Annotated in this window: 20 protein-coding genes; 11 read left to right on the top strand and 9 right to left on the bottom strand. The window is 69.3% G+C overall.

Going from position 1 to position 23585, the window contains the following annotated elements:
* Nucleotides 1-61 precede the first annotated feature (61 nt).
* Nucleotides 62-1168: a cell division protein ZapE gene (gene zapE / locus ACFWZU_RS07680; RefSeq protein ID WP_439700828.1), complete on the bottom strand. Its 1107-nt coding sequence runs from the start codon at nucleotides 1166-1168 to the stop codon at nucleotides 62-64.
* 135 nt (nucleotides 1169-1303) lie between these two features.
* The gene (locus ACFWZU_RS07675; RefSeq protein WP_439700827.1) at nucleotides 1304-1993 is read right to left on the bottom strand and encodes an alpha/beta hydrolase; all 690 of its coding nucleotides are present in this window, start codon (nucleotides 1991-1993) and stop codon (nucleotides 1304-1306) included.
* A 54-nt stretch (nucleotides 1994-2047) separates the two neighbouring features.
* Here ACFWZU_RS07675 and ACFWZU_RS07670 point away from each other — a divergent pair, with 54 nt between their 5' ends.
* A complete protein-coding gene (locus ACFWZU_RS07670) occupies nucleotides 2048-2626 on the top strand; it encodes an ACP phosphodiesterase (protein WP_439700826.1) in 579 nt (192 codons plus the stop codon).
* 133 nt (nucleotides 2627-2759) lie between these two features.
* Here the strand turns inward: ACFWZU_RS07670 and ACFWZU_RS07665 are convergent, their stop codons facing one another.
* Nucleotides 2760-3281 (bottom strand): c-type cytochrome, encoded by a 522-nt coding sequence (locus ACFWZU_RS07665; RefSeq protein ID WP_439700825.1) that lies wholly within the window; start codon nucleotides 3279-3281, stop codon nucleotides 2760-2762.
* A gap of 313 nt (nucleotides 3282-3594) precedes the next feature.
* Here ACFWZU_RS07665 and ACFWZU_RS07660 point away from each other — a divergent pair, with 313 nt between their 5' ends.
* From ACFWZU_RS07660 to ACFWZU_RS07650, 3 genes are all read left to right on the top strand, one after another.
* Nucleotides 3595-4818: an efflux RND transporter periplasmic adaptor subunit gene (locus ACFWZU_RS07660; RefSeq protein WP_439700824.1), complete on the top strand. Its 1224-nt coding sequence runs from the start codon at nucleotides 3595-3597 to the stop codon at nucleotides 4816-4818.
* Nucleotides 4819-4969: 151 nt separating this feature from the next.
* The gene (locus ACFWZU_RS07655) at nucleotides 4970-8212 is read left to right on the top strand and encodes an efflux RND transporter permease subunit (protein WP_439700823.1); all 3243 of its coding nucleotides are present in this window, start codon (nucleotides 4970-4972) and stop codon (nucleotides 8210-8212) included.
* Between the two features lie 738 nt (nucleotides 8213-8950).
* Nucleotides 8951-12061: an efflux RND transporter permease subunit gene (locus ACFWZU_RS07650; protein WP_439700822.1), complete on the top strand. Its 3111-nt coding sequence runs from the start codon at nucleotides 8951-8953 to the stop codon at nucleotides 12059-12061.
* Nucleotides 12062-12444: 383 nt separating this feature from the next.
* Here ACFWZU_RS07650 and acpA read toward each other — a convergent pair whose 3' ends face one another.
* Together acpA and ACFWZU_RS07640 are read right to left on the bottom strand one after the other, a co-directional pair.
* Complete coding sequence (gene acpA, locus ACFWZU_RS07645) at nucleotides 12445-14136, bottom strand: acid phosphatase (protein ID WP_439700821.1); 1692 nt, start codon at nucleotides 14134-14136, stop codon at nucleotides 12445-12447.
* 257 nt (nucleotides 14137-14393) lie between these two features.
* Nucleotides 14394-14891 (bottom strand): Lrp/AsnC family transcriptional regulator, encoded by a 498-nt coding sequence (locus ACFWZU_RS07640; protein ID WP_439700820.1) that lies wholly within the window; start codon nucleotides 14889-14891, stop codon nucleotides 14394-14396.
* A gap of 115 nt (nucleotides 14892-15006) precedes the next feature.
* Between ACFWZU_RS07640 and ACFWZU_RS07635 the strand changes: the two genes are divergently transcribed.
* From ACFWZU_RS07635 to ACFWZU_RS07625, 3 genes are read left to right on the top strand one after another with little or no spacing between them, the layout of a single operon-like run.
* On the top strand, nucleotides 15007-15924 hold the full coding sequence (locus ACFWZU_RS07635; RefSeq protein ID WP_439700819.1) for a DMT family transporter: 918 nt from the start codon (nucleotides 15007-15009) through the stop codon (nucleotides 15922-15924).
* A complete protein-coding gene (locus tag ACFWZU_RS07630; RefSeq protein ID WP_439700818.1) occupies nucleotides 15914-16216 on the top strand; it encodes a cupin domain-containing protein in 303 nt (100 codons plus the stop codon). The genes ACFWZU_RS07635 and ACFWZU_RS07630 overlap by 11 nt, the downstream gene beginning before the upstream one ends.
* 11 nt (nucleotides 16217-16227) lie before the next feature.
* A complete protein-coding gene (locus ACFWZU_RS07625; RefSeq protein ID WP_439700817.1) occupies nucleotides 16228-16914 on the top strand; it encodes a glutathione S-transferase family protein in 687 nt (228 codons plus the stop codon).
* 3 nt (nucleotides 16915-16917) lie between these two features.
* Here the strand turns inward: ACFWZU_RS07625 and ACFWZU_RS07620 are convergent, their stop codons facing one another.
* The 4 genes from ACFWZU_RS07620 to ubiE form a co-directional block, all read right to left on the bottom strand.
* A complete protein-coding gene (locus ACFWZU_RS07620; RefSeq protein WP_439700816.1) occupies nucleotides 16918-17526 on the bottom strand; it encodes an FmdE family protein in 609 nt (202 codons plus the stop codon).
* A gap of 2 nt (nucleotides 17527-17528) precedes the next feature.
* The gene (locus ACFWZU_RS07615) at nucleotides 17529-17795 is read right to left on the bottom strand and encodes a DUF2249 domain-containing protein (protein ID WP_439700815.1); all 267 of its coding nucleotides are present in this window, start codon (nucleotides 17793-17795) and stop codon (nucleotides 17529-17531) included.
* A 73-nt stretch (nucleotides 17796-17868) separates the two neighbouring features.
* Nucleotides 17869-18504 (bottom strand): TMEM175 family protein, encoded by a 636-nt coding sequence (locus tag ACFWZU_RS07610; protein WP_439700814.1) that lies wholly within the window; start codon nucleotides 18502-18504, stop codon nucleotides 17869-17871.
* Between the two features lie 4 nt (nucleotides 18505-18508).
* Nucleotides 18509-19261: a bifunctional demethylmenaquinone methyltransferase/2-methoxy-6-polyprenyl-1,4-benzoquinol methylase UbiE gene (gene ubiE / locus ACFWZU_RS07605; RefSeq protein ID WP_439700813.1), complete on the bottom strand. Its 753-nt coding sequence runs from the start codon at nucleotides 19259-19261 to the stop codon at nucleotides 18509-18511.
* A 505-nt stretch (nucleotides 19262-19766) separates the two neighbouring features.
* On the opposite strand from ubiE, the gene ACFWZU_RS07600 reads away from it, so the two are divergent.
* Genes ACFWZU_RS07600 through ACFWZU_RS07585 form a run of 4 tightly spaced genes read left to right on the top strand, consistent with a single transcriptional unit; the run spans nucleotide 19767 to nucleotide 23577 of the window.
* Nucleotides 19767-20264 (top strand): MarR family winged helix-turn-helix transcriptional regulator, encoded by a 498-nt coding sequence (locus tag ACFWZU_RS07600; protein WP_439700812.1) that lies wholly within the window; start codon nucleotides 19767-19769, stop codon nucleotides 20262-20264.
* Nucleotides 20265-20278: 14 nt separating this feature from the next.
* On the top strand, nucleotides 20279-22375 hold the full coding sequence (locus ACFWZU_RS07595; protein ID WP_439700811.1) for an FUSC family protein: 2097 nt from the start codon (nucleotides 20279-20281) through the stop codon (nucleotides 22373-22375).
* The gene (locus ACFWZU_RS07590; protein ID WP_439700810.1) at nucleotides 22365-22565 is read left to right on the top strand and encodes a DUF1656 domain-containing protein; all 201 of its coding nucleotides are present in this window, start codon (nucleotides 22365-22367) and stop codon (nucleotides 22563-22565) included. Before ACFWZU_RS07595 ends, ACFWZU_RS07590 begins: the two co-directional genes overlap by 11 nt.
* A gap of 10 nt (nucleotides 22566-22575) precedes the next feature.
* Nucleotides 22576-23577 carry a biotin/lipoyl-binding protein gene (locus tag ACFWZU_RS07585; protein ID WP_439700809.1) on the top strand — a complete coding sequence of 334 codons (1002 nt, stop codon included), beginning with the start codon at nucleotides 22576-22578 and terminating at the stop codon, nucleotides 23575-23577.
* The last annotated feature ends 8 nt before the right edge of the window (nucleotides 23578-23585 follow it).

Here is a 23585-nt window from a genome sequence, read left to right as displayed (position 1 = left end):
AATGCGGCGGGCGATGGGCTGCCCAGCAGGAGGGCGCGGGTGCGCCTCTGCAGGTGACGACCTATTCGGGGCGGTGCGGGAGCGCCAGGTATTGCTCGCTCTGCATCTCGATCAGCCGCGATTCGGTGCGGCTGAACTCGGCGCGGTGGCGTTCGCCGTCATACAGCTCGGTGATCGGCGCAGCGGCGGAAAGCACGAGCTTGACGTGGCGGTCGTAGAACTCGTCGACCATCAACAGGAAGCGCCGGGCGGCATCTTCGCTGTAGATCGAGAACTGCGGCACGCCGGACATGATCACCGTGGGCACCCGCCGCGCCAGCACGATGTAGTCGGCCACCGCGCGCGGCCCCTCGCACAGCGCCTCGAACTCGAACCACAACACGCCCGGCGCCTGCCGGCGCAGCGGGATCGGGCGGCCGTTGACGTCCAGCGTGCCGCCCTCGTGCGCGTCGCCCTGCGCCTGGCTGGCGAAGATGCGCGCGAGCGCGCGTTCGGCCTCGGCGCCCGGCGGGGTCAGGTAGACCGGCGCCTGGGTGAGCGCGCGCAGGCGCCAGTCGCGTGGCGAGACCATCTCCACCACGTGGCAGTGCCGCTCGATCAGTGCGATGGCGGGCAGGAACCGGGCGCGCTGCAGGCCGTCGCGGTAGAGCTTCTGCGGGGGCGTGTTGGAGGTGGTGACCAGCGCCACGCCCCGGCGGAACAGGGCGTCCAGCAGATTGGCAAGGATCATCGCGTCGCCGATGTCGTTGACCAGGAACTCGTCCAGGCACAGCACGCGGCAGCGCGCGGCCAGCCCCTCGGCGACGTCCTCCAGCGGATCGGCGCGCTCGCCCAGTTCGCGCAGGTGTGCGTGCACCTCGCCCATGAAGCGGTGGAAATGCCGGCGCAGCGCCACGCCGTGCGGCAGGCTGGCGGCGAACAGGTCCATCAGGAAGGTCTTGCCGCGGCCGACGCTGCCCCACAGGTACAGGCCCGCCACCGGCGTGCGCTCCTCATCGCCGAACAGCGACTTCAACCGCCCCAACAGGCTGCCGTTCTGCGGCGTCGCGCACAGCGCCGCGTGCATGCGGTCGAATTCGGGCAGCACGGCGAGCTGCGCAGGGTCGGCTTCCCAGCGATGGGCGGCGACGCCTTCGTGGTAGCGGGCGGAAGGAGTGAGGTCGGTCATGGAGCGGGAGCTGTCAGGGCACGCGTGGATCGCGCCTCCCCGTGCCTTGAGGAAGGGGCCGGGAGGGCGTTGTCCACATGGACATAGGGCCCCTCCCAACCCTCCCATGCTTGCCGGGGAGGGGGAACGAGCGGGTCATCCCGCCCGCCGCGGCGGCAGCCACGTCTGCACGGCATGCTTGACCGCGCCGCGCAGGTCCATCAGCCGGCGATGGAAGAAATGGCTGGTCTCGGGCATGCGCACCACTTCGGGTTCGACCGGCAGGCTCTCGATCCAGTCGAATACCGCCTGCGGCTCGACCACCTCGTCCGCCTCGCCCTGCACGATCAGCCAGGGGCACTGTGGCGGCTCGATGTCCGTCAATGCGAAGCGCCCGGCCGGTGGCGCAATGCTGACCAACGCAGCGGCGCCCAGCCGCACGGCGTTGCGGATGGTCACGTAGCTGCCGAAGGAGAACCCGGCCAGCCACAGCACATCGTCCGGGCGCACGCGTCGCACCCAGGCGACCACCGCAGCCAGGTCCTCGCCCTCACCGTTGCCCTCGTCGTAGCTGCCCTCGGACGCGCCGGTGCCGCGAAAATTGAAGCGCACGGTGTCCAGGCCCGACTCGCGCAGGCTGCGCTCGAGCATCGTCACCACCTTGTTGTGCATGGTGCCGCCCTGCACGGGGTTGGGATGGCAGATCACCGCGACACCGCGGCGCGCGTCGGCAGGCTCGGCGACGTTGCCGATCGCCTCCAGCTTGCCGGCCGGACCGTCGAGCGCGAAGCTCGCTTCTTCGCCCGGAAACGAGGCGGGATTGTCAGGAACGGTGGTGGGCGTCATGCGCGCAATGATAACCGTCGCGGCCGTGCACCGGCCGTGGTGCCGGGTGCCGGCGTGAACCACCTGGCGCACGCGCTGCTCGCCGGGGCCGACGGCGAACGGGTCCTGGGCGGCGTGCTCGGGGATTTCGTGCGCGGTGCGCCGGATCCGTCGCTGCCCGGCGGCGTGCGCGAGGGCATTGCCCTGCATCGCGCGATCGATGGCTACACCGACCGCCATCCGGAGGTGCTGGCAGCGCGCGCACTGTTCGAACCGCCCTATCGGCGCTACGCCGGGATCGCGCTGGACATGTGGTTCGATCATTTGCTGGCGCGCGATTTCGGCCGCTGGTCGACGCTGCCGCTGACGGGCTTCTCCAGCAGCCTGCGCGAGTTGCTGCGCCGCCAGGACGCGCTGCTGCCGCCGACCGCGCGACGGTTCGCACACTACATGCAGGCCAACGACCTGCCCGCCGCCTACGCCGACCCGGTGGTGCTGGATCGCGCGCTGGCCGGTATCGGCCAGCGCCTGCAGCGCGACAACCCGCTGGGGCGGATGCTGCCGGTGCTGCAGGAAACGGATGCGCCGCTGCAGGCCCGCTTCGATGCGTTCTTCCCGCAGCTGCAGCGGTTCGCGCACGCGTGGACCCCGTAGGGTGGGCTTCAGCCCACCATCGCGACTTCGCCGGCCCTCAAGGTGGGCTGAAGCCCACCCTACGGGACCGCGCAAGAGACGAACAAAAACGCCGCCCAGTGGGCGGCGTTTCGATGGCTTCTGTCAGGCCAGGTTACTTGGCCTGGCCGACGATCCACTTGACCGTGCTGGCGACCTGCTCGTCGGTGAGCGAGGGCATGCCGCCCTTAGGGGGCATGAAGTTGCCATCCGGGCCGTGGTAGCCGTTGATCGCGTGCTGGACCAGGGTGTCGATGCCCTGCGCGATGCGGGGCGCCCAGGCGGCCTTGTCGCCCAGCTTGGGCGCGCCGGCCACGCCGGCGGTATGGCAGCTGTGGCAGAGACCTTCGTAGATCGTCTTGCCGTCGGTGCTGCCACCGAAGGCGACCTGCGAGGCGGCGGCCTTGGCGGCGGCTTCCTGCGCGGCCAGCATGGCGGCGCGGCCGGTGTCGCCGGCGTACACCGCGCCGGCCGGGGCCAGGCGCTCGGCCACCTTCTGCGCCGCGTGCGGGTTGGTTTCCTTCGCCGCGTGGGAGTAGATGCTGTAGGCCATGATCAGCAACACCAGCGCCAGTACGTGCAGACCGGCGATCAGCCAGCTGAACTGGCGGATGAAGCTCTGGTCCGATTTGGTCATGGAACCGCTCACGCAAGTAACTCCAGGTAATCAGTGGACGTGCCGGGAAAGCCCTGCGGCTGCCCGGCGCGGGACAGACAAGACGCCGATTATAGATCAAAGCGCGCGGCAAGGTTGAGGCCAATGACGTGCGGCGCGGCTGCGGCAACCGGTCGCCGCCCGTGCATCCGGTAACGTGTCATCGGTCATGGGGCACCCCTGTCAACTGGCATTGTCCAAGGCCGTTGCTGTAACCCTATGCTTTTCACAGGGTCGGCCCGGCCGCGCGAGGCGCGGCAGCAGGGGACCGACATCCATTCCGGGAGCTTTATCAATGTCGCGTTTTTGGAAGATCGCGCTCGTCGTCGTGGTGGTGCTGGTGCTGGCCGTGGTCGGCCTGAGCCTCATGCACAAGCCGGGCGGCAAGCCAGGGCAGGTCAACGCCCAGGACCAGGACAAGGAAGGCCAGCAACCGCCGGTGCCGGTCACCGTGGTGCCGGTGGCGCGCCAGGACGTGCCGGTGTACCTGACTGCACTGGGCACGGTGCAGGCGCTCAACACCGTGGCGATCAGCCCGCAGGTGAGCGGCCGCCTGATCAGCCTGGAGTTCACCGAGGGCCAGCCGGTGAAGAAGGGCCAGGTGCTGGCGCAGATCGACCCGCGCACGTTCCAGGCCGCCTATGACCAGGCCGTGGCGCGGCTGCACCAGGACCAGGCGCAACTGGCGACGGCCAAGGCCAACTACTCGCGCAGCCAGGAACTGGGTCCGAAGGGCTACATCGCCAAGCAGGACCTCGACGCACTGCGCAACACGGTCAGCCAGCTGGAGGCCACGCTCGCTTCCGACCAGGCGCAGATCCGCGACGCGCAGGTGCAGCTGGGCTATACCAAAGTGGTCTCGCCGATCGATGGCCTGGCCGGCATCCGCGGCGTGGACCCGGGCAACGTAGTGACCACCACCAGCACGATCGTCACCCTGACCCAGCTGCATCCGATCAACGTGATGTTCAACCTGCCCGAGCAGAACCTGGACATGGTGCGGCAGGCCGCGATGGGCGCGGGCGAACTGTCGGTGGCCGCGCTCGACCGCGGCGATGCGCACGTGATCGCCGACGGCGGCGTGCTCAAGGTGATCGACAACCAGATCGACGCCAGCACCGGCACCTTCCGCCTGAAGTCGGAGTTCCCGAACAGGAACAACGAGCTGTGGCCCGGCCAGTTCGTCAACGTGCGGCTGAAGGTGCGCACGGTCGGCGGCGGCCTGGTGATCCCGGCGCAGGCGGTGCAGCGCGGCCCGGACGGGGACTACGTCTACCTGTTGCAGCCGGACAACACGGTCAAGATGCAACCGGTGCAGGTCGCGCAGGAAGTGGGCGACAGCGCGGTGATGATCGCCAGCGGCCTGGCGCAGGGCCAGAAGGTGGTCACCGAAGGCCAGTTCCGCCTCAAGCCGGGCAGCAAGGTCAACCCGCTCAAGCCGGGCGAGGTGCCGCCGGCGCCGACCAAGGAAGAGCTGGAGAAGGCCAAGAAGAACGGTGGCGGTCGCCGGGGGCATTGATTTTCCGGCGCCTCCCCTCGCCCGCAGGGGAGGCTGGGAGGGTGGGCGGGACCTGCCGCAGCGCGTGGAATCCCTCCCCGATCCTCCCCTGCATGCAGGGGAGGGCGTGACACATCACGCGGCATGAGGCCGCATCAAAGGTTCGCATTCCATGGGCTTTTCCACCCTCTTCATCCGCCGCCCGATCGCCACCTCGCTGCTGATGGTCGCGGTGCTGCTGCTGGGCGTGCTCGGCTACCGCCAGCTGCCGGTCTCCGCGCTGCCGGAGATCGACGCGCCCAGCCTGGTGGTGACCACGCAGTACCCGGGCGCCAGCGCGACCACCATGGCGGCGCTGGTGACCACGCCGCTGGAGCGCCAGCTCGGCCAGATCTCCGGCCTGTCGATGATGAGCTCCGATTCGTCCGCGGGCCTGTCGACGATCATCCTGCAGTTCAACATGGACCGGGACATCGACATCGCCGCGCAGGACGTGCAGGCGGCGATCAGCTCGGCCAAGGGCACGCTGCCCAACAACCTGCCCTACCCGCCGGTCTACAACCGCGTGAACCCGGCCGATGCGCCGATCCTCACGCTGATGCTCACCTCCGACAGCCGCCAGCTGCGCGAGGTCAACGACCTGGCCGATTCGATCATCGCGCAGAAGCTTTCGCAGGTGCAGGGCGTGGGCCTGGTCTCGATCGCAGGCAACGTGCGCCCGGCCGTGCGCGTGCAGGTCAACCCCTCGCAGCTGTCCAACCTGGGCCTCACGCTGGAGGACGTGCGTGCCGCACTGCAGGCGGCCAACGTCAACGCGCCCAAGGGCACGTTGAACGGCGCCACGCAGAGCTACTCGATCGGCACGAATGACCAGCTGGCCGACGCGGCCGCCTACGCGCAGACCATCATCAGCTACAAGGACGGCGCGCCGGTCCGCCTGAAGGACGTCGCGCGGGTCGTCGACGGCGTCGAGAACGACCAGCTCGCGGCCTGGGCCAACGGCAAGCCGGCGGTGCTCCTGGACATCCGCCGCCAGCCCGGCGCCAACATCGTGCAGACGGTCGAGCAGATCCGCGCCGTGCTGCCCTCGCTGCAGGCGGTGCTGCCGGCCGACGTGCACCTGGACGTGTTCGCCGACCGCACCGTCACCATTCGCGCCTCCGTGCACGACGTCGAGTTCACGCTGATCCTCACCGTCTGCCTGGTGGTGGGCGTGATCTTCATGTTCCTGCGGCGGCTGTGGGCCACGGTGATCCCGTCGATCGCCGTGCCGCTGTCGTTGATGGGCACTTTCGGGGTGATGGCGTTCAGCGGCATGTCGCTGGACAACCTCTCGCTGATGGCGCTGACGGTGGCGACCGGTTTCGTGGTCGACGATGCGATCGTGATGATCGAGAACATCGTGCGCTACATCGAGCAGGGCAAGAGCGGCAAGGAAGCCGCCGAGATCGGCGCCAGGGAGATCGGTTTCACGGTGCTGTCGCTGACCGTCTCGCTGATCGCGGTGTTCCTGCCGCTGCTGCTGATGCCGGGCGTCACCGGCCGCCTGTTCCATGAATTCGCCTGGGTGCTCACCATTGCCGTGGCGATCTCGATGCTGGTGTCGCTGACGCTGACGCCGATGATGTGCGCCTACCTGCTCAAGCCCGACCAGCTTCCGGAAGGCGACGACGCGCACGAGCGCCACGCCGCGGCCGGCAAGCGCGGCGTGTGGCTGCGCACGGTCGACTTCTACGGCCGCACGCTGGACTGGGTGCTCGACCACCGCCGCCTGACCATGATCGTGGCGGCGGCCACCGTGGTGCTGACGGTCATCCTCTACGTGGTGATCCCCAAGGGCCTGCTGCCCGAGCAGGACACCGGCCTGATCACCGGCGTGGTGCAGGCGGACCAGAACATCGCCTTCCCGCAGATGGAGCAGCGCACCAAGGCGGTCGCCGAGGCGCTGCGTGCGGACCCGGCGGTGTCGGGCGTGGCCGCGTTCATCGGCGCGGGTACCATCAATCCCACCCTCAACCAGGGCCAGCTTTCGATCGTGCTCAAGGACCGTGCTGACCGCGGCGGCCTGGACGACGTGCTGCCGCGCCTGCAGGACGCGGTGGCCAACATCCCCGGCGTGGCGCTGTACCTCAAGCCGGTGCAGGACGTGACCCTGGACAGCCGCGTCGCTGCCACCGAATACCAGTACTCGCTCTCGGAAGTGAACTCCGCGGATCTGGCCAAGCGTGCCGAGCAGATGACCCAGGCGCTGCGTCAGCGGCCCGAGCTCGCCGACGTGGACAACAACCTGGCCAACCAGGGCAATGCGCTCAAGCTGACCATCGACCGCGAGAAGGCCAGCCGCCTGGGCGTGCCGGTGCAGACCATCGACGACACTTTGTACGACGCCTTCGGGCAGCGCCAGATCTCGACCATCTTCACCCAGCTCAACCAGTACCGCGTGGTGCTGGAGGTGGCGCCGGAGTTCCGCTCCAGTCGTGACCTGCTCAACAAGCTCACCGTGCGGGGCAATGGTTCGGGTGCGCTGACCGGCTCCAACGCCACCAGTTTCGGCCAGCTGACTTCGGCCAACTCGGCGACGCCGTCGGGCATCGGCAACACCGGCAACGTCGGCTTCCAGATCGGCGGCGGTGGCACCATTCCGATCGCCTCGCTGGCGACCGCCGACGTCACCAGCGCGCCGCTGGTGGTCAGCCACCAGCAGCAGCTGCCGGCGGTGACGGTGTCCTTCAACCTGGCGCCGGGCTACTCGCTGTCGCAGGCGGTCGATGCGATCCACGAGGTCGAGGCGCAGCTGGACTTCCCGCCGCAGGTGCGCGGGCAGTTCATCGGCAAGGCGGCCGAGTTCAACGCCTCGATCGGCGACGAGGTGCTGCTGTTGCTGGCGGCGATCGTGGTGATCTACATCGTGCTGGGCGTGCTCTACGAGAGCTACATCCATCCGCTGACGATCATCTCGACGCTGCCGCCGGCGGGCGTGGGCGCGCTGCTGGCGCTGATCCTGTGCGGCATGAGCCTGTCGGTGGACGGCATCGTGGGCATCGTGCTGCTGATCGGCATCGTGAAAAAGAACGCGATCATGATGATCGACTTCGCGATCGAGGCGCAGCGCGACGGCTTGAACGCCCGCGAGGCGATCCGGCGCGCGTGTCTGCTGCGGTTCCGGCCGATCATGATGACGACCGCCGCGGCGATGCTCGGTGCATTGCCGCTGGCGCTGGGCAACGGCATCGGCGCGGAGTTGCGGCGGCCGCTGGGTGTGTCGATCGTGGGCGGTCTGCTGCTCTCGCAGCTGGTGACGCTGTACACCACGCCGGTGATCTACCTCTACATGGAGCGCTTCTCCGACTGGCTGCGGCTGCGCCGCGAGCGTCGGGCGCTGGAGCGCGCCGAGGCCGACGCCCGCGCGGTGTGACGCTTCGAGCTCCCTCTCCCCTCCCGGAGAGGGTCGGGGTGAGGGGCCGGGGCTCGCGGAGATGTTTCGTCCGGAGGGTGCTTTGGTGTCGCCCTTGCGCGGCCTCCCCGCGACTGGGCTCGCCTGCGGCGGGCTTCCGATCGCCTGCCGGCGCTCGGGTCACTTTCTTTGCTGGCCCAAAGAAAGTCACCAGAGAAATGCCCTGCTGAGCCCGGTGAGGGATAAGAGCCAGGTGCCGTCTCGCTTGATGGGCCAGTCGCCTGCTCCTAGAGGAGCTGCCGCCGCTTTACCGCGGGCGCTCGGGAGCTGAGGCAAGAGGGCTTGCGCGGTGGGTGCAGGAGCGCCGCACTCTGCTCCCTCTCCCCTCCGGGGAGAGGGTTGGGGTGAGGGGCCGGGGCTCGCGGAAATGCCTGCGAGTGCCTCTGCGCGACTTGGTCCGCCTGCGGCGGGCTTCCGATGCCTGCCGGCGCTTGGAGGAGCTGCCACGGCTTTACTGCGGGCGCTCGGAGTTTAGGCGAGAGGACTGACACATTGGGTGCACGAGCGCCGTACTTGGCGCCCTTCCCTCCGAGGAGGGAGCTGGGTGAGGGCTGGGGCTCGCGGGGAGGCGAGTCGTTTGCCCCTCACGTCTGACGGCATCCGGATGCGTCGCGCGGATCAACCGATTGGCCGGATGCGCGTTAGCACGGCGATGCCGCGTATCCTCCCTCCCTTTGCCCCGTTCTTCCCCGCCACCGCATGAACCTTTCCGGCCCCTTCATCCGCCGTCCGATCGGCACCTCGCTGCTGGCCATGGGCGTGTTGCTGGCAGGACTGATCTGTTACGCGCTCCTGGGTGTGTCGGCGCTGCCGCAGATGCAGTTTCCGGTGATTTTCGTGCAGGCGCAGCAAGCCGGCGCCGACGCCAGCACGATGGCCTCGACGGTGGCCGCGCCGCTGGAGCGGCACCTTGGCCAGGTGCCGGGCATCGAGTCGATGCGTTCGCACAGTTCGGAAGGGCGCGCGGTGGTGTTCATCATGTTCCGCGGCGGGACCAATCTGGACTCGGCGGCGCGCGACGTGCAGGCGGCGATCAATGCCGCGGCGCCGGACCTGCCAGCCGGCCTCAACAGCCCGCCCAGTTACGAGAAGGCCAATCCCAACGACGACCCGGTGATCGCTTTCGCGCTCACCTCCGATACCGAATCGGCCGCCACGCTCTTCAACGTCGCCGACTCCCTGCTGGCGCAGCGGCTGCGCCAGCTGCCCGGCGTGTCGCAGGTGGAGATCGCCGGCGCAGCGACGCCGGCGATCCGCGTGGACATCGACCTGCACGCGCTCAGCGCCATGGGTCTGACGCCGGACCAGTTGCGCAACGCGCTGACCGCGGCCAACGTCACCTCGCCGCAGGGCTTCCTGTCCAACGGCACGACCACCATGGCGGTCACGGCCAACGACCAGCTGCACACGGCCGACGACTTCGCCAGCCTGATCATCGCCGTGCGCAACGGCGTGCCGGTCCGCCTGTCCGACGTGGCGCACGTCTACGCCGGCCAGCAGGACGCCTACCAGGCCGCCTGGTTCCAGGGCAAGCCGGCGGTGCTGATGTACGTCTACAAGAAGGCGGACGCCAACGTCATCGCCACGGTGGATGCAGTCAAGGACCAGGTGCCCGCGCTGCGTGCCTACCTCTCGCCCGGGACCGTGCTGACTGCGTACTTCGACGGCACGCCGACCATCCGCGCCTCTCTCCATGAGGTGCAGGCGACCCTGCTGATCTCGCTGGCGATGGTGGTGTTGACCATGGCGCTGTTCCTGCGTCGGCTCGCGCCCACGCTGATCGCCGCGCTGACCGTGCCGTTGTCGCTCGCCGGCGCGTTCGTGGTGATGTATGCGCTCGGCTACACACTCAACAACCTCACGCTGCTGGCGCTGGTGATCGCGATCGGCTTCGTGGTGGACGACGCGATCGTGGTGATCGAAAACGTGATCCGGCACATCGATCAGGGCATGCCCCGCTTCGAGGCCGCACTGACCGGCGCGCGCGAAATCGGCTTCACCGTGGTATCTATCACCGCCTCGCTGATCGCGGTATTCATCCCGCTGCTGTTCGCGCCGGGCATCACCGGCATGTTCATGCACGAATTCACCATGACGCTGGTCGCGGCGATCGCGATGTCGGCCGTGATCTCGCTGACGTTGACGCCCTCGCTGTGCGGCCTGTTCCTGCGCGGCCACGCCAACGCGAAGCCGTCCCGGCTGGGCCACGCGCTGGATCGCTTCCACGCCGGCATGCTGCGCATGTACACCCGCTCGCTGGACTTCGCCCTGCGCCACGCGCTGGCGCTTTCGCTGACCCCGCTGGTACTGATCGTGGCCACTTATTTCCTGTTCGGCGTGGTCAAGACCGGGCTGTTCCCGAGGCAGGACACGGGCCTGATCTGGGGCCGCGCCAGCGCCAGCGCGACGGTGTCCTTCAAGGACGCGATCGCGCGCCAGGATCGCCTCACGCAGATGCTGCTGGCCGACCCCGACGTCAAGGCGGTCGGCTCGCGGCTGGGCATCAACTGGCAGGGCACCAGCGGCTCGTTCAACATCGAGCTGAAGACCCGCGCCGAGGGCCGCACCGACGACACCTTCGCCGTGCTCGCCCGCCTCTCGGCCAAGGCCGACCGCTTCCCCGACCTGGACCTGCGCCTGCGCCCGATCCAGGACCTGCCCAGCGGCGGCGGGGGCGGCGGCAACCAGGGCGCGCAGTACCAGGTATCGCTGCAGGGCGACGACCTGGCCGAACTGCAGCAGTGGTTGCCCAAGCTGATCAACGCACTGAAGAAGAACCCCAAGTTCAAGGACGTCGGCAGCGACATCGACGACGCAGGCCTGCGCCAGAACGTGGTGATCGACCGCGACACGGCCGCGCGGCTGGGCGTGTCGGTCGGCACCATCGACGGCGCGCTCTACAACGCCTTCGGCCAGCGCCAGGTCTCGACGATCTACTCGGACATCAACCAGTACAAGGTGGTGCTCAACGCGCTGCCCTCGCAGACCGCCACGCCGGCGGCGATCAACCGCATCCACGTACGCTCGGAGAGCGGCAAGATGATCCCGCTGGGCGCGCTGGCGCACATGGAGCCGGGGCTTGCGCCCACCTCGATCTCGCACGAGGACCAGCACACCACGATGGACCTCTCGTTCAACCTCGCCGACGGCGTGAGCATGGGCGAGGCGATGGCGATCGTGCAGCGCACGGTCGAGGACTTGCGCATGCCGGGCGACATCCGCCTCAACGTGGGCGGCGACTTCCGCCGCTTCATGGAGACGCAGAGCGGCATGGGCTGGCTGATCCTGGCGGCGATCCTTACCGTGTATATCGTGCTGGGCATGCTCTACGAGAGCCTGATCCACCCGGTGACGATCCTTTCCACGCTGCCGGCGGCAGGCGTGGGCGCACTGCTGGCGTTGTGGCTGACTGGTACGGAGCTGTCGGTGATTTCGCAGATCGCGCTGGTGCTCCTGATAGGCATCGTCAAGAAGAACGCGATCATGATGATCGACTTTGCGCTGGTGGCCGAGCGCGAGCACGGCAAGGCGCCGCTCGATGCGGTGCGCGAGGCGTGCATCGTGCGTTTCCGGCCGATCATGATGACGACGATGGTGGCGATCCTTGCGGCGCTGCCGATCGCGATCGGGCTGGGCGAGGGCTCGGAGCTGCGCCGGCCGCTGGGCATCGCGCTGATCGGCGGGCTGCTGATCTCGCAGAGCCTGACGCTGCTCAGTACGCCGGCGCTGTATGTGATCTTTTCCTGCCTGGCGGCACGCTGGCGGACGTTCCGCTCACGGCATCGCCGCCGCGAGGTGGCGCGAGCCTAAGCCTTGCTCCCTCTCCCCGTCGGGGAGAGGGTTGGGGTGAGGGGGGCGGGGCTCGCGGGGGATCCGCCGCGGGCGCTGCTTTGCTTGTCGCTCTTGCGGGGTGTCCCGGCGACTGGGCTCGCCTGCGGCGGGCTTTCGATCGCCTGACGGCGCTCGAGTCACTTTTCTTTGCTGGCCCAAAGAAAAGTAACCAAAAGAAATGGCCTGCTAAGCCCGGTGAGGGAGAAGAGCTAGGCGCCTCGCCTTGCTTGCTGGGTCCCTTGCTCTTAGAGGAGCTGCCGCCGCTTTACCGCGGGCGCTCGGGAGTTGGGGCAAGGGCGGGTTTATGGCGGCGTGGACACCTGCCGATTTGCCCCTCTCCCCAAAGAGGAGAGGGAGCAAGATTACGCGTCGCCGAATTCCAGCGCGGCCGTGAGATCCCCCGGCGGCGGCCCGCCGGCGGCGCGCATCGCCTCCTCGCGCAGCGTCAGCCCCGGCAGCTTGCGCAACCCGAAGCGGCGGGTCAGGAAGCGCGCGATCGAGCCGGTGTCGTACACCGTGTGATCCACGTATCCCTTCTTCGCATGCGGCGACACGATGATCGCCGGGATGCGCGATCCCGGTCCCCAGCGGTCGCCCGTGGGTGGCGCGACGTGGTCCCACCAGCCGCCGTTCTCGTCGACCGTGACGATCACCAGCAGCCCGGGCCACGCGGGCGACTTCTGCAGCGCCTCGATGACCGTCATCACGTGACGGTCGCCCGCGTCCACGTCGGAATAGCCGGCGTGCATGTTGAGGTCGCCCTGCGGCTTGTAGAAGGTCACTTGCGGCAGCGTGCCGGCCGCCACGGCGGCGAGGAAGTGGTTGGTCTCGGCGGTCTCGCCCACGCCCGCGTCGCGCAGATGCTTCGCGCGCGCCGCGGTGCCCGGCGCATACGCGGTGAAGTAGTTGAACGGCTGGTGGTGCGGCTGGAAGTTGGGCCGCTGCGGGAAGTCGGCCTGGTCGCCGTCGCCCTTGCCTTCGAGCGCGAGCTTCCAGCCGCCGGCGTACCAGGCCCAGTCCACGCCCGCCTCGGACAGCACGTCGCCGATGGTGGCGTGCTTCTGCGCGACCAGCGTGTTGGCGCTGTTGGGGTCGGCACGGGTGGGGTCGTTCGGGTCCTTGGAGAAGGCCGGTGCGTAGGGCGGGCCCATCGTGTTGACCGCCCAGAAATCCGGCGTCAGCGAGTTGGGTGTGAGTGTCTCCGGCTTGCCCTGCATCGCGCTGGCGGGCGAGTCGTGGGCGAGCTTGAGGTGGATGTCGGTGGCCTCGCCGCTGACCGTCTGCGCGATGTTGAAGCGCGCGGGGCTCTCATCCGCATGCGGGTAATACGGCGGCTGCGCGGCGACCAGGTACTGGTGGTTGAGGAACGAGCCGCCGAACGCACCCATGAAAAAGTGGTCGCACAGCGTGTACTGGCGCGCCAGTTGCCACAGCCGCAGGTTCGCGGCGTTGTCGCCGTAATAACCCATCACCAGCGCGCCCGAATCGCCCCAGGCGACGAAGCCGTCGTTCCTGCCGCCGTTGATCTGGCGCTGGTTCTCGTAGAAGCGGTGCCACAGGTCGCGCGTGACCACGCCCTGCGGCAGCGGCTCGCCGCTGCCGGTGCGCAGGGCCCACGGCGCGTTGGGCAATCCGCTGATGTCCTCCTGGCGCACCACGTACTTGCGGTGGTTGACCACCTGTTCGTGCGGGGCCACGCCGTGCCACACCGGCGGCAGCGTCTTGAGCACCGAGCCATCGCGGTCGCGCTGCCGGTACTGCTCGGGCTTGAGTGCCGAGAGTGGTTCGGCCACGCCCGGGAAGTCGGCGAACAGGTTGTTGAAGCTGCGGTTCTCCGCGTAGATCACCACCACGCGCTGGATGTGCTTGCGCAGCAGGGCGTCCAGTTGCGTGGGCGCCATCGCGGCGGCGCTCTTGGTGCCGGCCACGGCCTCGGCGCCGGCACCGGCGAGCGCCAGCCCGGCGCCGGCCGCGGCCAGGCCACCGAGCAGGCGGCGGCGTTGCGGATCGGTCGGCTGGTCGTCGGTGTCGGGGGGCAGGGGGAGGTCGGACATCGGGGGCTCCTCGGGGCATTCAGGCGTGCAGTATGCCGGCATCCGGCGGGGCTTCCCCCATCCGCCTGTCGGCACCTTCCCCCGCGTGGCGGGGGAAGGCTCGCAAACGGGGATTCGGAGTCACGCCACGCCTGCGCATGCTCGGAAGCGAGGAGTCGGAGTCCTTCCCGCCAGTGGGAAAAGACTCGAGGACGGGAAACGGATCCTTCTCCCGCCTGCGGGGAAGGTACCGACAGGCGGATGGGCGAAGTCTTGCCTCAGCCTTCCACCGCGTGCGCCGCCTGCCACATCGCGCGCGTCAGGGGCCGGTTCGCGTGCGGTGTCTGCAGCACCACCAGCGTGGTCGTGCTCACGCTCGGATGGATCTTCAGCAAGCGGTCGAGCACCGCCTCCAGGTGCGCCACCGACAGCGCGACCACGTGCAGCAGCGCCGAATCCTCGCCGGCCAGCCGGCGGCACTCCAGCACCTCCGGAACATCCGCCACCAGCGCGCCGATGCGTGCGCAGATGCCGCCGTCGCAACGCAGGCGGATCATCGCGTCAATGCTGTAGCCCAGCCGCTTCGGGTCGATGACGGCGCGGTAGCCGGCGATGACCCCGGCTTCCTCCAGCCGCCGGACCCGCTCGGCCACCGCCGGGGCGGACAGGCCGACCTGCCGGCCCAGTTCGGCGTAGCCCTGGCGCGCGTCCTGCTGCAGGGCTTCGAGCAGTTGCCAGTCGCGGGCGTCCAGCTCGGGTTTCGATACGAAGGCCATGGCGGGGACTCTACGATTCGTTCGTCGGCGAAGCATGCCATTGTGGCTTGGTTGCATGCTTCCTGCGCATCCCGGCGGTCACTAGGATGCGCACTTCCCCGCACCGGAATTCCCCATGGACACCCCCCGTCTGGACGGGCGGACGCTGGCCCTGATCGGCGTCGCCCTGGTCACCTGGTCATCCGCCTACGCGGCGATCGCCTACGCACTGCCGGCCTTCACGCCGGGCGAGGTGGCCTTCGCGCGCCTGGGCATAGGTTCGCTCTGCTTCGCGCTGTGGCTGCTGGCCAAGCGCCCGGCGCTGCCGGCCAGGCGCGACTGGCCGCAACTGGCGGCGCTGGGCGTGATCGGGCTGACCGTCTACCACATGGCGCTCAACTACGCCGAAACGCGCATCGCCAGCGGCACCGCGGCGATCCTCATTTCGCTGGTGCCGGCCGCCACCGCGGCGCTGTCGGCGCTGTGGCTGCGCGAGCGCCTGCCGGCACGCACCCTGGCTGGCCTGGGCGTGGCGCTGGTCGGCGTGGTGATGGTGGTGCTCGCCAGCGGCAAGCAGGTGAAGTTCGAGCCGATGGCCGCGCTGGTGCTGCTGAGCGTCGCCGCTTCGGCGATCTACTTCGTCGGGCAGAAGCCGCTGTTCGCGCGCTCGAGCGTGTTCGGCGTCACCGCCTTCACCTTCTTCGCCGGCACGCTGGGTGCGCTGCCGTTCGCCACGCATCTGCCGCAGGCGCTGGCTACCGCGCCGTGGCCGCGCATCGGCGCGCTGTTGTGGCTGGGCTTCGCGCCGACCTTCGTCGGCTACATCGCCTGGAACATCGCCATCCACCGCAGCTCGGCGTCGCAGGTGTCGAGCTTCATCTATTTCTCGCCGCCGATCGCGGTGCTGATCGGCTGGTTCTGGCTGGGCGAGCGGCCGGGGCTGCTGACGCTGGTCGGCGGCGCGGTTACCGTCGGCGGCGTGATCCTGGCGAACCTGCGCCGGCGCCCGATGCCCGCGCGGGCCACGCTGGAGCCGCGCGCCTGTGGACGCTGAGGTCCTCGATCTGAACGCACTGGCGGCGCGGTTGCCGGAAGCGTGGCAATCGCGATTGCTCGGGTGCGTGGGCGAAGCCCGGCTCAAGCTCGTGCGCATGGACCAGGCGACCTACGCCGAAGAGACGCACGACTGCGCCGAAGCGCTGCTCGTGCTCGACGGTGAATTGCGATTGCACATCGGCGGCACGCGCCGCGTCGTGCATGCCGGCGAGCTTTGCCTGGTGCCGGCCGGTGTTGCCCACGCGGTGGATGCGGGCAGTACCGGTACCTTGTTGATCGTGGACGCGTGAAAGGAGCCGCCGTGTACGAGCTCTATGTCGGCAACAAGAACTATTCGTCCTGGTCGTTGCGGCCCTGGCTGTTGATGGCCGAACAGGCGATCCCTTTCGACGAACACCTGGTCGCACTGCAGGACGGCTCCAGCTGGGACGCCTTCCGCCCCTTCGCGCCCAACGGCAAGGTGCCGTGCCTGCGCGACGGCGACACGGTGGTGTGGGATTCGCTGGCGATCGTCGAGTACCTGGCCGAGCGCCATGCGGGCGTATGGCCGTCCGATGCGAAGGTGCGCGCCTGGGCCCGTTGCGCCAGCGCCGAGATGCATTCGGGCTTTGCCGCGCTGCGCACCACCTGCCCGATGAACTGCGCCGTGCGGGTGGACCTGCACGGCATCGACGCGCCGCTGCAGCGCGATCTGTCCCGCCTGGCGGAACTGTGGAACGAGGGACTGGCGCGCTTTGGCGGGCCGTTCCTGGCCGGCACGGCGTTCAGCGCGGTCGATGCGTTCTTCGCCCCGGTCGCCTGGCGCATCCTGAGCTACCGCCTGCCACTGGACGACGTATCGCTCGCCTACGCCCAGCGCCTGCGCGAGTTGCCCGGCATGCAGCGCTGGTATGCCGCCGCACTGGCCGAAACGGTGCGGCTGACGGACAGCGAGGACACCGCGCGTCGCGTCGGCACGGTGCGCGAGGATCTGCGTACGCCGGCCTGAACCTCAGGGCGCTTCGACGCGGACCACCACCGGGTCGTCCGCGTGCTCCAGCAGCAGGCGCCGCACACGGTCCTGCCACAGCTCGCCGAAGGCGCGCCGCTGGTCGGCGGTCGCCGCCGGCGCCAGCGCCTCGGCCATGCGTTCGCGCAGGCCGGGGGCGGGCGGTACACGGGAAAGGTCCAGCTCCACCGTGACCGCCTGTGCGGTGTCGCGCCGCTGGAAGCGCACGCCCGGCATCGGGGCGGTTGCATAACGCAGCAGGCCCTGACGCACGAAGCGTCCGCCGATGCCGTGGAAACCATTCGCCGCCGCGGCGCCGGTGACCAGCGTCAGCACCTGGCCGACCACGCCGGTGGTGCCTTCCCGCTCCGGCGCGCCCATCTGCACCGACACGCCGCCACGCTCGGCTGGCGCGTCGGGGTAGAGCGCACGAAGTGCGGCGCGCGCCATCAGCCAGGCGCCGGCCACGGTGGGGCAGGAGTGCCCGGCCAGCCGCACTGCGTCGGCGTAGCCGTAGACGAGCAGGCCATCGTCGCTCGCGCCCAGCAGGGCGGCGAGCGGGTCGCGCACGGTAATCCGCGGCGCGAGATCGAAAAACGCCGGGAAGGCCATGGTTACTCGCCGGGCAGGCCGACGATGCCGGAGTCCACTACCACGCCCTGGGGGCCGCGTTCGCGGTAGTTCACCGTCAGGTACTCGCCAAAGCGCTCGCGCAGCTGCGCCAGCAGCGGCAGCGGGTCATGATCGTTGATGAAGCGCATCGTCTCGCCCGAGCGCAGGGCCGAGAGCGCCCCGAAGATCGCCGAATGGCGGAAGCGGCGGGCGATGCCGCGGGCATCGAAGACGTGAGTGTTTTCTTCGGGATTGAGGTTGGCGTGCATGGTGGCCACTCGCAGGATGGGAGTGCCACCGTACGGCGGCGCCCACCGCGTGCCCATGACCTGGATCAGCCGCTCAGGGCGTCGCCGGCGTGGCGAGCTGCCGCAGCGCGCGGCGGCGGCCGAGTGCGGCGTAGGCGCGCGCCAGCAGCGGGATCAGCAAGAGGAAAAAGTTGTTGTTGCCGGGCATGCGCCAGGCGGTCAGCAGTGCGATGCTCGCGGCGGTCGGCAGCGTCAGCGAACGCCAGCGCAACGCATTGACCTCTTCCGGTGGCACGTCCGCACGCACCCGTCCGGGCTTGAGCGCCACCTGGAACAGCAGCAACTGCAACAGGCCGGCGGCCAGCAGGGTGGCCGAGTAGAACACCTCCGGCACGCGCGCGAGCGGGTTGGAACTCATCAGCGCGGTGGCGAAGGGCATGAAGGCGATCACCATCAGCAGCAGCATGTTCGGCCACATCAGTTTCGGCTCGAAGCCTTCCAGCACACCGAACAGCCGGTGATGCGCCATCCACAGCGCGCCGATGGTGAGGAAGCTCAGCACGAAGCCCATGAAGCTGGGCGCCAGGTGCGCCAGCGCAGCGAGGTAGGCCGCATCGTCGAGCGTGTCCAGCCGCGGTACGTGCACTTCGATCACCAGCAGGGTGATGGCGATGGCGAACACGGCGTCCGAAAAAGCCTTCAGCCGCTCGAGCTGCGCGCCGTGGTTCATGGCTTCAGAGCTTCCAGGCCTTGTGGATGGCGACGATGCCGTTGGTCAGGTTGCGCACTTCCACGCGGCCGAAACCGGCCGCCTCCATCATGCCCTTCAAGGTCTGCTGGTCCGGGTGCTTGCGGATCGATTCGGCCAGGTACTGGTAGCTGTCGGCGTCGCCGGCGAACAGCCGGCCGAGCTTCGGCAGCACCTTGAACGAATGGAAGTCGTAGAGCTTGCCGAACAGCTCGCTCTGCACGCGCGAGAACTCCAGAACCAGCGCGCGGCCGCCGGGCTTGAGCACGCGGCAGATGTCGGCCAGCGCCTTGTCCTTGTCGGTGACGTTGCGCAGGCCAAAGGCCATGGTGACGGCATCGAAACTGTTGTCGGGGAAGGGCAGGCACTCGGCGTTCATCTGCGCCCAGCGCAGGCCCGAGACCAGGCCGCGGTCGGTCATGCGGTCGCGGCCCACGCCGAGCATGGCGGCGTTGATGTCGCCGACCACCACCTCCCCTTCGCCGCCGACCACCGGCTTGAGCAGCGCGGCGATGTCGCCGGTGCCGCCTGCCAGGTCCAGCACGCGGTCGCCGGGGCGCACGCCGCTGATCGCGACGAAGTGGCGCTTCCACAAGCGATGGACGCCAAACGACATGAGGTCGTTCATCAGGTCGTAGCTGCGCGCGACGGAGGTGAATACCTGGCCGACCAGCTTCTGCTTGTCGCCGACGGGGACGTCGCGGAAACCGAAATGGGTGGTCTTGGGCTGCTCGCTCATGGGCGGCAATGCTACAGCCTTTCGCTTCGGTTCCCGCCGCCTTTCTGGGAGTGGGGGTGGGGCTCGCGGGGATGCCTCCCGCATGGGTGGGCCTTGGCTTTCGTGCTTGCGTGGCCTCCCTGCGACTGGGCTCGCCTGCGGCTGGCTTCCGATCGCCTGCCGGCGCTCGGGAGCTGAGGCAGGAAGAGAGCGCGCTGGTGCACGTTCGCCGCGCGTTGCCCCCTCTCCCCTCCGGGGAGAGGGCTGGGGTGAGGGGCCGGGGCTCGCGGGGCTGTCTGCAGGAGTGCTGCCTTTGCTTGTCGTTCTTGCGTCGGCTCCCGGGGCTGGCGAGCCAGGTCGCGCGGAGGCCACGCAAGGGCGACGCCCAACGCAAGCTCGAGACCAAACATTCCCGCGAGCAAGCGCCCTCAGCCCAACCCTCTCCCCGGAGGGGAGAGGGAGCTGCTCGCAGACCGTTGCGTCATTTAGTACATAAATGTAATATCGCCAAAGCAGCAAACATCCCATGAGCAGCTTCCTCCCCACCGAACAGCGTCTCGCCGTCACCCGCCGGCGCCACCCCGCGTTCCCGCGCGCCCCGGCCGTGCTCGTGCGCCTCATCAAGCACCTGCACAAGCGCGTCCACGACGATGCCAACGCCGCGCTCAAGCCCTTCGGCCTCAACCATCCGCAGTACAACCTGCTGATGATGCTCTACGGCACCGAGGGCGCCGGGCTGAGTGCGTCCGAGCTGGCGCAGAGCTCGGGCGAGAAGGCGGCGAACGTCACGCGGCTTACCAACGAGCTGTGCGAGAAGGGCCTGATCGAGCGTGCCGCCAGCGAGGACGACCGCCGCAAGCTGATCCTCAGTCTCACGCCCGCCGGGATCGCCCTGATCGAACGCTTCCTGCCCTCGATCTGCGCCCTGCTGGACGAACAGGCCGAGGGACTGACCGCGCGCGAGCAGGCCGAGCTGGAACGGCTGCTCAAGAAATTCCTCGACGGGTTCGACCGCCGCGGCTGAAGGCTTCACCGACCATGTCCGCCACCACGACCGCCACGTTGCCGCGCTGGCCTTGGCTGCGCGCTTTCCTCGCCGAGGAATCGCGCGCCTGGCTGTTCGTCGCCAAGTCACTGCTGGCGATGTACGCGGCGGCGTGGCTGGCGATGTGGCTCAAGCTCGAACAGCCCTCGACCACGATGATCACCGTGGCGGTGGTGATGCACCCGCACAGCGGCATGGTGCTGGCGAAGAGTTTCTACCGCGCGCTGGGCACGCTGGCCGGCAGCCTGTTCGGGCTGGCGCTGATCGCGTTGTTCCCGCAGCAGCGCGAGCTGTTCTTCCTGGTCTTGTCGGCATGGCTGGCGCTGTGCGCCGGCGGCGCCACGCTGTATCGCAATTTCATGGCCTACGGTTTCGTGCTGGCCGGCTATACCGCCGCCATCGTGACGTTGCCGGCGGTAGGCAATCCGCTGAACAGCTTCGACTCGGCCGTGATGCGCGTGAGCGAGGTGCTGCTGGGCATCCTGGTCGCCGCCGTGGTGAGCGACCTGCTGCTTCCGCAAAGGCTGCGCGTGGTGCTCAGGCAGAGCGCGCGTACGCAGTTCGCACGCTTCATCGACTTCGTGCGCGAGAGCACCGGCGGTGCGCTGCCGCGGGCGCGGATGGAACAGGCGCACCTGGAGTTCGTGCGCGCGGCCGTGCACCTGGAGGACCTGCGCGCCTCGGTCATCTTCGAGGATCCGGAGGTGCGCACGCGCAGCGCGCGCATGCGCCTGCTCAACCAGCGCTACATGGCCGCCGCCACCAGCTTCCAGTCGCTGCATCACCTGATCAACCGCCTGCAGCGGCGCGGCCGCGATGCCGTGGCGGCAGCGCTGGTCGGCGCGTATCGGCCGATCGGCGAGGCGCTGTCGCTGCCGCAGGGGGAGCAGCACGATCCGGCGCTGCTGACCCGGCGCCTGCGCGTCTGCGTGGAAAGCCTGCCGGCACAGGTCGCCGCGCTTGGCGAGCGCTTCGACGAGCCGGCGGCGCGGCTGGAGTTCGACACGGGCGCTGCGCTGGTGCAGCGCTTTGCCGACGAGCTGGCCGACTTCGCCGCGGTGGAGGCCTCGCTGCGCGCGGGCAGCCTGCGTGGCAGCGTCGAGCGCGTGCACTTCCGTCGCGGCAACGACCTGGCCGGCGCCGCGGTGGCGACGCTGCGCACCTTCCTCACCATGCTGGTGCTGGCCGCCTTCTGGCTGGCCAGCGGCTGGGCCTTCGGCGGCAGCGCCATGTTGCTGGCGACGATCTTCGCCGGCCTGCTGGCGGCCTCGCCGAACCCCGTTGCCGCGGCCACCCGCACGTTCTACGGGTATGCCGGCGGCATGGCCGCGGGCTTCGTGGCGGTGTTCGTGCTGCTGCCGGGCAGCGAGGGTTTTGCCATGCTGGTCTGCGCGACCGCCGGCCTGCTGCTGATCGGGCCGTACCTGGCCACGCGCGACACGTTGCCGGGCGTCGGCGCCGGCTACACGCTGGGCTTCGTCTACATCCTCGCGCTGAAGAACCCGATGGTGTACGACCCCACGCACTTCCTCAACGACGCCATCGCGCAGGTCGCGGGCCTGGGCCTTTCCGGGGTGGCCTTCATGGTGATGCCCGGCGTCACCGGCACAGCGTGGCAGCGCCGGCGCCAGCTGCAGCGGTTGCGCGAACAGGTCACGCTGGCGGCCGGCGCGCCGCTCCCGGGGCTGGGCTGGCGCTTCGAAAGTATCAGCCGCGACCTGCTGCAGCAGGTGGTGGCGCATACGCGGCCGGACAGCGACGAGTCGCGACACCTGCTGGCCTGGTCGCTGGCGGTGCAGGAGAGCGGCCGGGCGGTGATCGAATTGCGTCAGGACCTGAGCGGCAACGAGCTGCCCGCCGCCGCGCGCGATGCCTCGCGGGCTGCGCTCGCGGCGGTGGCCGACCTGTATCGCGCTCCGGAAGCGGCGCGCTGGGAGAGCGCCGACGCCGCCGTGCTTGCCGCCATCCATGCTGCGCCGCGCGGCGCCAGCGCGCGTCGGCACCTCTACCAGCTGCGCAGCGCACTGCGCGACGAGGAATCGCCGCTGGGCGCCTACATGCCGCTGCCGGGGGGCGCCCGTGCCGCCTGAGATCGAACTCTTCGGCGTGATGATGCCGAGCCTGCTGGCCGTGTTCCTGCTCAGCTTCGCGGTGATGGTGGTGCTGGACCTGGCCATCGGGCGGGCCGGCCTGTACCGACGCCTGTGGCATCCCTCGCTATTCCGTTTCGCCCTGTTCGTCTGTCTGTTCGGCGCCGCCGGACTATTGCTGATCCGCTGACCCTGTCCCCATGAAAGCTGCCGCCCTGCTCCGATTCCTGGTCACCGCCACCGTGGTGGTGCTCGCCGTGCTGCTCGGCCACGCGCTGTGGAAGCACTACCTTTACGCGCCGTGGACGCGCGACGGTCGCGTGCGGGCCGAGGTGGTGCGGGTGGCACCTGACGTCTCCGGGCTGGTCGATCGCGTGGCGGTGGTCGACAACCAGTTCGTGCACAAGGGTGACCTGCTGCTGGTGATCGACCAGGCGCGCTTCCGCAATGCGGTGGCGCAGGCCGAGGCCAACCTGGCCGCGGCCGAAGCCGGCGCGCGCGCCGCCGGCGCCAACATCGCCGCGGCCGTGGCCAGCGCCAAGGCCCGGCAGGCGCAGTACCGCATGTATGCCGAACAGGCGCAGCGGCGCGCTCAGATGGGCGACGTCATCTCGCGCGAGGCGCGCAGCGATGCCGCCGCCACCGCCAGCGCCGCCCGCGCGAGCTGGCAGCAGGCCCAGGCCGGCGGCAGCCAGGCCAACGCCGCGCGCGAGCAGGCTGCAGCGGCGGTCGAGCAGGCGCAGGTGGCGCTGGATCGTGCGCAACTGGACCTGGAACGAACCGAGGTACGCGCCCCGGTCGACGGCTACGTCACCAACCTCGCCGTGCGCGTGGGCGACTACGCCGCCACCGGCACGCCGCGGCTGGCCCTGATCGACGCGCACAGCTACTACCTCTACGGCTACTTCGAGGAGACCAAGCTGCCGCAGCTGCGCGTCGGTGATCCGGTCGACGTGCGGCTGATGGCCGGCGGCGTGCATCTCGAAGGCACCATCACCGGCATCGCGCACGGCATTACCGACCGCGACAACCCGGCCGGCGGCGACCTGCTGGCGGACGTCAATCCGACCTTCAACTGGGTGCGGCTGGCGCAGCGCGTGCCGGTGCGGATCGCGATCGATACGTCGAACATGCCGCCCGGGACGATGCTCGCGGCGGGAATGACTGCGACGGTGGAAGTGCATCCGCGCGGGGTGCGCTAGGAAGTTCC

Origin of the sequence: Frateuria sp. GZRR33, assembly GCF_051900425.1 — a bacterium.
In the GTDB taxonomy this organism is placed as follows: domain Bacteria; phylum Pseudomonadota; class Gammaproteobacteria; order Xanthomonadales; family Rhodanobacteraceae; genus Frateuria_A.
Note: the sequence above shows the minus strand (reverse complement) of the source record. Positions and strands in the feature narration are given on the sequence as shown.